At 62.1% G+C, this 6,242-nt stretch carries 5 protein-coding genes; all 5 read right to left on the minus strand.

The genetic code is table 11. The features are described 5' to 3' along the window. Nucleotides 1-66: 66 nt before the first annotated feature. The gene (locus I5W_RS31855) at nt 67-342 is read right to left on the minus strand and encodes a hypothetical protein (RefSeq protein ID WP_083893651.1); all 276 of its coding nucleotides are present in this window, start codon (nt 340-342) and stop codon (nt 67-69) included. 1 nt (nt 343) lies between these two features. Continuing rightward, a complete protein-coding gene (locus I5W_RS28600) occupies nt 344-1,045 on the minus strand; it encodes a DUF3304 domain-containing protein (RefSeq protein WP_252717267.1) in 702 nt (233 codons plus the stop codon). A 34-nt stretch (nt 1,046-1,079) separates the two neighbouring features. Continuing rightward, complete coding sequence (locus I5W_RS28605; protein WP_017453021.1) at nt 1,080-2,024, minus strand: DUF4123 domain-containing protein; 945 nt, start codon at nt 2,022-2,024, stop codon at nt 1,080-1,082. Then, nucleotides 2,021-4,822, minus strand: coding sequence for a type VI secretion system Vgr family protein (locus I5W_RS28610; RefSeq protein WP_044531798.1), 2,802 nt, complete (start codon nt 4,820-4,822; stop codon nt 2,021-2,023). Before I5W_RS28610 ends, I5W_RS28605 begins: the two co-directional genes overlap by 4 nt. Nucleotides 4,823-5,077: 255 nt before the next feature. Beyond that, nucleotides 5,078-6,242, minus strand: a 1,165-nt coding sequence (locus I5W_RS28615; RefSeq protein WP_044531799.1) for a cytochrome c, incomplete at its 5' end; no start/stop codon positions are given.

The raw sequence follows: 6,242 nt of genomic DNA on the forward strand, positions 1-6,242 counted from the left end.
TGTACCCAGCCTCCTCAAGGCCGCAGCCACCAAGCAGAAGAAGAAACATAATGTTATAAATTATTTTCATGCCACCACCCTTGAATTGGGCACCATGAAATGAAACCATCTCAGCGACGCCATGCGAGCGAGCAAGCTCATCTTGCAGAGTTCCAGTTGGGATACCGTTGGATGGTCGCGGTATTTATTGTTGTTGGTGCCGTCGAAGAAGAAGCCTAGGAAGATGTCTTCTTCGCATTTCCCTGCCTGAGGAAACTGGAGAGATAAATTTTTTTCAAAATCTTGACGTGATGAAAGCTGAAGATAATTTGCAGGACATAGCTCGGAAAATCGTGCATTCATTTCATTCCTCCTCAAAATCTAACTCGCACATCTTTTCTTCAACAAACTTTCTTCTCTTGCACTCCACCACCCATAGCTGGCAAATAGCCTCAGCGCCAACCGGATCAAGCTCGGTTTCGAGCCGCTCAGGCTTACATGCACGTCGCATGCGTAACGCTGCCTGTTCAGCTGACCCAGGCGGATATTTGGGAAGCTCCTTCTCACAGACTTTCTTCGACATCTTTGATAGGCAGGCTTCATAAGGAGTCGCCGCTTCCCGCCCTCTCCATTCTGGGTGTCCAGGCTCAGCCCACGAAACCAGGACCTCTACCTCGTCGCCCGGATAGAAAGCGACATACAGATCACCCGCCTCGTCGTACTCAGGAATCTCCATGACCTTGATCCGCATGGTTTCCTCCGTCATCTTCTTGTTCGACTTCTGCCACTCCACCCTGACCTGCATCCCTGGCTTCCATTTCTTCGGCAGCTTCAGGCAGCAACCTTTCCCGCCCGGCCCCTCCAGAAATCCAAGGATGCCGCTACCGATAGGCTGGTTATCCGCCTGATTGAACAAGGTATAGCCCAGGCCCCAGTCGTGCATGTAGTTCACCGCATCGGTTGATACAGTCACGCTGTCACTGTCCTGGAAAGCCGCCGCGGGCTGGCCGTTGTCGCAAGCGACAAGCCACAGCAGGATCACCATCAGCAGGAGCACTTTGGGCATCACCTGCCTCAGCGAGCGCGAGGGGGATAGACGCTCACTCATGCCGCGGCCCCGGTTCATCCGGCGCCATTTCACTCATCCACAATGGCTCGCCACTCACGAACACCTCACCAGGAAGTTGCTTGATCGCCTCGATGAATTGCGCTGCCTCGGTGGGCGGGGCCTTCATCAGTTCCACCACGGCCGGATGCTGCGCCGCCTTGCCGGAGGTGAAGACGGCCAGCAGTACGTAGTAAAGCTGGCGTTCCTGGTCCTTCAACCCTGCGCCCAAGGCCAAGTCCCGATGTTGCGAAACGAATTCCAGCAGACGCCGGTGCGGCAGGCGATGCCAGCGACCAGGGGCGCGCAGGCCGATCTCATACATCAGCGTGTCCAGTGCCCGGGCTTCCAGCAACAATCCAAACTGCTGATCGTCCAGTTCAAGCAAAGGAGCGTCCGGCAATTCCGATTCGAGGGGACGACCTGCGGCTGGGTTGGCGTGCAGAACCCGCATGATGCCCTCGGCATCCACACAGGCGATGTGGTTGATGCAACCGGCAAACAATTGGCGCTGCGCATGGGTCAGCACCTGCAGCCAGACCGGCAGGATGCGCGTGTCGTACCAGCGCATGAGCATGATCTGGTCGTCACTCAAGCCGACATAGTGAAAATGGCGCAGATGCCGGGCGAACGCGTCCCGCTCGCACGCACTCTCATACCAGCTCAGGCAGGGTCGTTGGCGGCCCAGGCTGCCGGCCCATTTGATCAGTGCAAGGCGTTGCGTGGTCGCCAATTGCGTCAATTCAATGAGCCAGGGGGCAATGTCCAGCAGCACGTCTTCCGGGCTGCCTTCGAACAAGGAAACGAAGCCGACACGCATGGCCTGCAACTTGCGCTGCTGCCCCTCGTTCAAGGCGCCGTCGATGAGCAGATAGGCACGATGCTGGCGGGCGCTGCAATCCTCGATCCATGCCGGGATGCCGAAGAGATCCTGGCTCATTTCAGCATCCCCGGTGCGCCCTGGCGGGCCGCTTTCAAGAGGCATTCCTTGCAGATCTGCCGGGGCATCTGCGGCAGGATGACATTGCCCCTCACCGGTCCATCCAAACAGATCTGCCCCGCATGGATCACCAATTCCCCCGGACACTGCACGGTAATATTGCCGCCATCGATGGTGATGTTGGCCCCACCCGCGGTGGACAAGCTGATCTTCTTCGCTGCTGCCCAGTCGACGCCGGCATGGGCGCTGACCACCGTCAACTGATCGCGCGCCTGCACGGTCAGAGCATCGGCCTGCGCCTGTGCCGCGACATCACCTTGCGCGGCGATCACCTGCAAGCCGATACCCTGGTCACCCGCCGCCGCAGCCCCCGCCAGCAGCCCGATGGCCTGCTGCGTGCGCAGTCGGAACTGGTGGCCGCTGATGTGCTGCGCATCCTGGCCGGCCATCAGGCTGACGCTGCTGCCATTGGCCAATTGCAGATGCTGCCCCGCCACGACGCCAAGTCCTTCCTTGGCGGCGATCTGGATGACCGGCGTACTGCTGCCAGGCAGCGTCTGTCCTGCCATTTCTACCTGACCGGCAACGACCTGCTTCAGCGCATCGAGCCCCTGGTTCATGCCCACGGTGCGGTGCGTGCGGGCAGCCTCGTCGAAGCTCTTGCTGATGTGCGCGGCCTGTCGCGCCATGGCCCGCAGGCCCGTGTTGTCCGCCGCCGGATCACGATGGTGGGCACGATGTTGCGCCCGGTAGCTGGAAAACAGGATGCCTGCTCCGGCACGGATCACGCCATAGGCATCGGTGCGCAATTCCAGACCGGTGCCGCGGAAACTGCCGCGATAATTGTCGGCACTGTGGATCAGGTGGCCCAGGTTCAGTTCGCTGCCAGCCTGCGTGGTCTTGAACTGGAGCCGACCCTGGCCGTCGCTGTCATCGAAGAGCAACTGGTTGTAGCCCCAGCCACCGAATTCCTTGGAACGGATGCCCCACTGCGCAGCCGGGTTGCGATGCCCGTCACGGTCGGCGCTGGCGCCATGCCAGGTCGGTGCCTGGGCGCCGGCCAGGTTGCCCTGGCCGCTGATGCCGGTATCGCTGGCCATGGCGAAGACGTCCATGCTGGAAGAATCCTTCACCTCGCCTCCCGGTGTCGGTATCACGCCCCCCTCTCCACGGCCGTTGTAGAGCGCCCCGAGAATAATCGGTCGCTCCAGGTCGTTTTCAATGAACTGCACCAGGACTTCTTGTCCGATGCGGGGCAGGAATTGCAGCCCCATGGCCGGTCCGGCACAGCGCTGGCCTACCCGCACCCAGCAGGTGGCCGCCGCATCGTCATGCCGGCCTTGCCAGTGAAAACGGATGCGCACGCGGCCCAGCCGGTCACAGCAGATTTCATCAACGCCGTTGGCCTGGGTTTCGCCCCAGTAGCCGACCACGATGGCGCTCTGGCTGCCGCGCGCCAGGGCATGGGGACGCCGCTGCAGGCCACTACCATCGGCCAGCACCGGGCGCCAGGGGATGCCGGCGCGGATCGCTTCGAAGACATTGGCATAGCCCATGCGGCGGGCCTGCTCGATGAGCGTGTCGGTGCGTGCCAAGGGCCAGTCCGGGTGCAGAGGCTGGGTCTGCAAGCAGGCGGCGATGGCCTCTTCCAGCAAGGGTGGCAAGGGGCCGAAGAGTTCGGCCAGGGAGGCTTCGGTATCGGCCGGCAATTGGTTGATGCCCACGCCCAGCACCGACAGCACCGCGTACTCTTGCTGGCCCTGACGTGGCTCACGCAAGGGACCGCCCATGAGCGTGAAACGGCTGCCGGCGCGCAAGCTGCGTACCGTGCTGCGCCCGCGCCAGCGCTTGTTGAGCGCTTCGGCCGCCTCCATCATCAGGCGCGCATGGCGGTCGGTTGCCTGGCTATCGTCAGGCGCGTTCAGGCCGGCGCTGTCGTAGCTTTCCAGCCGGGGCGCCGAGCGACCACCAAAGGCATGATGGGTGGGGATGCTGGCGGCAATGGCCTGCTTGTTCTGGTCGTCGTAGCCCAGCAGCGTATAGCTGGCCGCCTGCAGGCTGCGGCAGGCCGCCAGCGCCTGGATGCTGTCCTGGGTTTCCTGCGCCCTGGCGCCGTGAAAACGCAGGCCGCCATCCGCGGCACTGGTGACATCCTCGGCCAGGGCGCTACGTTGCGAGGAATCGCCAAAGAACACCAGGCGATGGCCCTGCGGGCTGGCCGCATGTTCTTCCACGCGCCACGACATCCCTTCGCCGAGCAGCAGGCGGCTGATGAAGTCGAGGTGGGTCTGGCGGTATTGCACCGTGTAGCTGCGCACCGGTACCCGCGTCAACACATCCAGCGCATCGGCCGACCAGGTCCAGTCGGCGTGCTGCGGGAAGTCGCGCAAGACGTCCTCGACGACGTCGAGCAAGCTCTTGTCTTGCCACACGCGGCTGGTACGGGACTGCCCCAGCAGCCAGGGCCACGGCGCCATGCGTAGCCGGTAGCGACAGAAACCGCCATCGCCGCCCAACTTCGCCGCTTCATGGATGATGCCGGTACGACGACTTCGGGTGCCATCGGCGAGCCGGGTTTCCAGGGTGGCGTGGCACCCTATCAGCGACTTCAGCGGACACTCGGCGTCCAAGCTCAGGACGATCAGTTCGCTGGCATCGACGCCATGCAACTGTTCCGAGGACACGTAGGCCTGTAGCAAAAAGCGATCCTCGGCATGACCGGCGATCTGCAAGCGAAACAAACGGCTGTCCGCAGAAAAACGGACCAGGCGGGACAACAAGCTGCTGGCGGCATCCATGAAGGTAGCGATGAGAAATGACGGGCCGCCATTCTTGTTCGGCCAGGGCGCCACGCAGCAAAAGCCCTGAAAATCCTGAGGAAGACTCGAAACTTGGGGACAAAAAATTCCAACTATTTGGGAGATTTGTCAGGCTTTTGAAATACAACAAAAAAACCCGCGTCTGTGAGGACGTGGGCTTTTGATCTAGCCTTTGCGGGCAGCACTCAGGTCATGCCAAGGATGCTGCCCGTTGGCCAGTCCGACAACCGAGGACTATTGCTTGGCCAGCGGCGCCGTGCCCACCTCCACCGTCTTTTTTTCCGGCACCTGCTGGCGTACCTTGGCCACGTCCGATGCACTCACCGACGCCGCCTGGTTGCCCCAGCTGCTGCGGATAAAGGTGACCACATCAGCCACTTCCTGGTCCGACAGCCGGCTGGCAAAACCAGGCATGGCGAATTGCGTCGGGGCCTTGTGGGTCCAGGGCATTTCGGCGCCTTCCAGCACGATGCGGATCAGCGAAGCCGGATTGTCCGCATTCACCGTGGGCGACAAGGCCAGAGTCGGGAAGGTTTCTTCATACCCCTTGCCGCTACTGCGGTGGCAAGCCGCACAGTTGTTGAGAAACGTCATCGCGCCGGGACTTTGATCGCTACCCTTGCGCAAGGCCTGGTGAGTCTTGTCGTCATAGGCCAGCGCAGCCGTCCCTTCCTTGACCGGCTGGAGCGACTTCAGATAAGTCGCCATGGCCGACAGGTCGGCCTCGCTCAGGTACTGGGTACTCTGGGCGACCACATCGGCCATGCCGCCAAAGGCTGCGGAATGGCTGTTGCGGCCGGTCTTGAGGAAGGCCACGATGTCGGCCTGGCTCCAGCGGCCCAGACCATCGCGGGCGTCGCCGCGCAGGTTGTTGGCCAGGTAGCCATCGATGACGCCACCGGAGAGGTACAGGCTGCTGTCGTTGGACAAGGCCTTTTCCTGCATCCCGACACCACGCGGGGTGTGGCAGGCCCCGCAGTGCCCCAGGCCTTCGACCAGGTACTGGCCACGGACCAGGGGACTGTTGTCCTCGGGACCATCGAGCGCCACCGCCGGTGCGAACACCTTGCGCCAGATCGACAGCGGCCAGCGCATCGACAGCGGCCAGGTGATGTCTACACCGCGATTGGGTGCGGGGTCAGCCTGCACGCCATTCATGAAGTAGGCATACAGCGCCTTCACGTCAGCCGGCTTGACCTTGGCGTAGGAGGGATAGGGCATGGCCGGATAGAGCGACGCGCCATCCTTGCGGATGCCGTGGCGCAGGGCGTTGTCGAAATCCTCTTCGCTATAGCTGCCGATGCCGTTTTCCTTGTCCNGCGTGATGTTGGAGGAATACACCCGTACCACGGGGGTCGCAATGGGCAGGCCACCAGCAAAGGGCTTGCCGCCCTTGGCG

Origin of the sequence: Herbaspirillum sp. B65 (assembly GCF_000333555.1) — a bacterium.
GTDB classification, from domain to species: domain Bacteria; phylum Pseudomonadota; class Gammaproteobacteria; order Burkholderiales; family Burkholderiaceae_D; genus Herbaspirillum; species Herbaspirillum rubrisubalbicans.

Bases quoted from the DNA above. Each gene is read 5' to 3' on its own strand.
- I5W_RS31855 (WP_083893651.1), bottom strand. From the start codon at position 342: ATGAATGCACGATTTTCCGAGCTATGTCCTGCAAATTATCTTCAGCTT.
- I5W_RS28600 (WP_252717267.1), bottom strand. From the start codon at position 1,045: ATGCCCAAAGTGCTCCTGCTGATGGTGATCCTGCTGTGGCTTGTCGCT.
- I5W_RS28605 (WP_017453021.1), bottom strand. From the start codon at position 2,024: ATGAGCCAGGATCTCTTCGGCATCCCGGCATGGATCGAGGATTGCAGC.
- I5W_RS28610 (WP_044531798.1), bottom strand. From the start codon at position 4,822: ATGGATGCCGCCAGCAGCTTGTTGTCCCGCCTGGTCCGTTTTTCTGCG.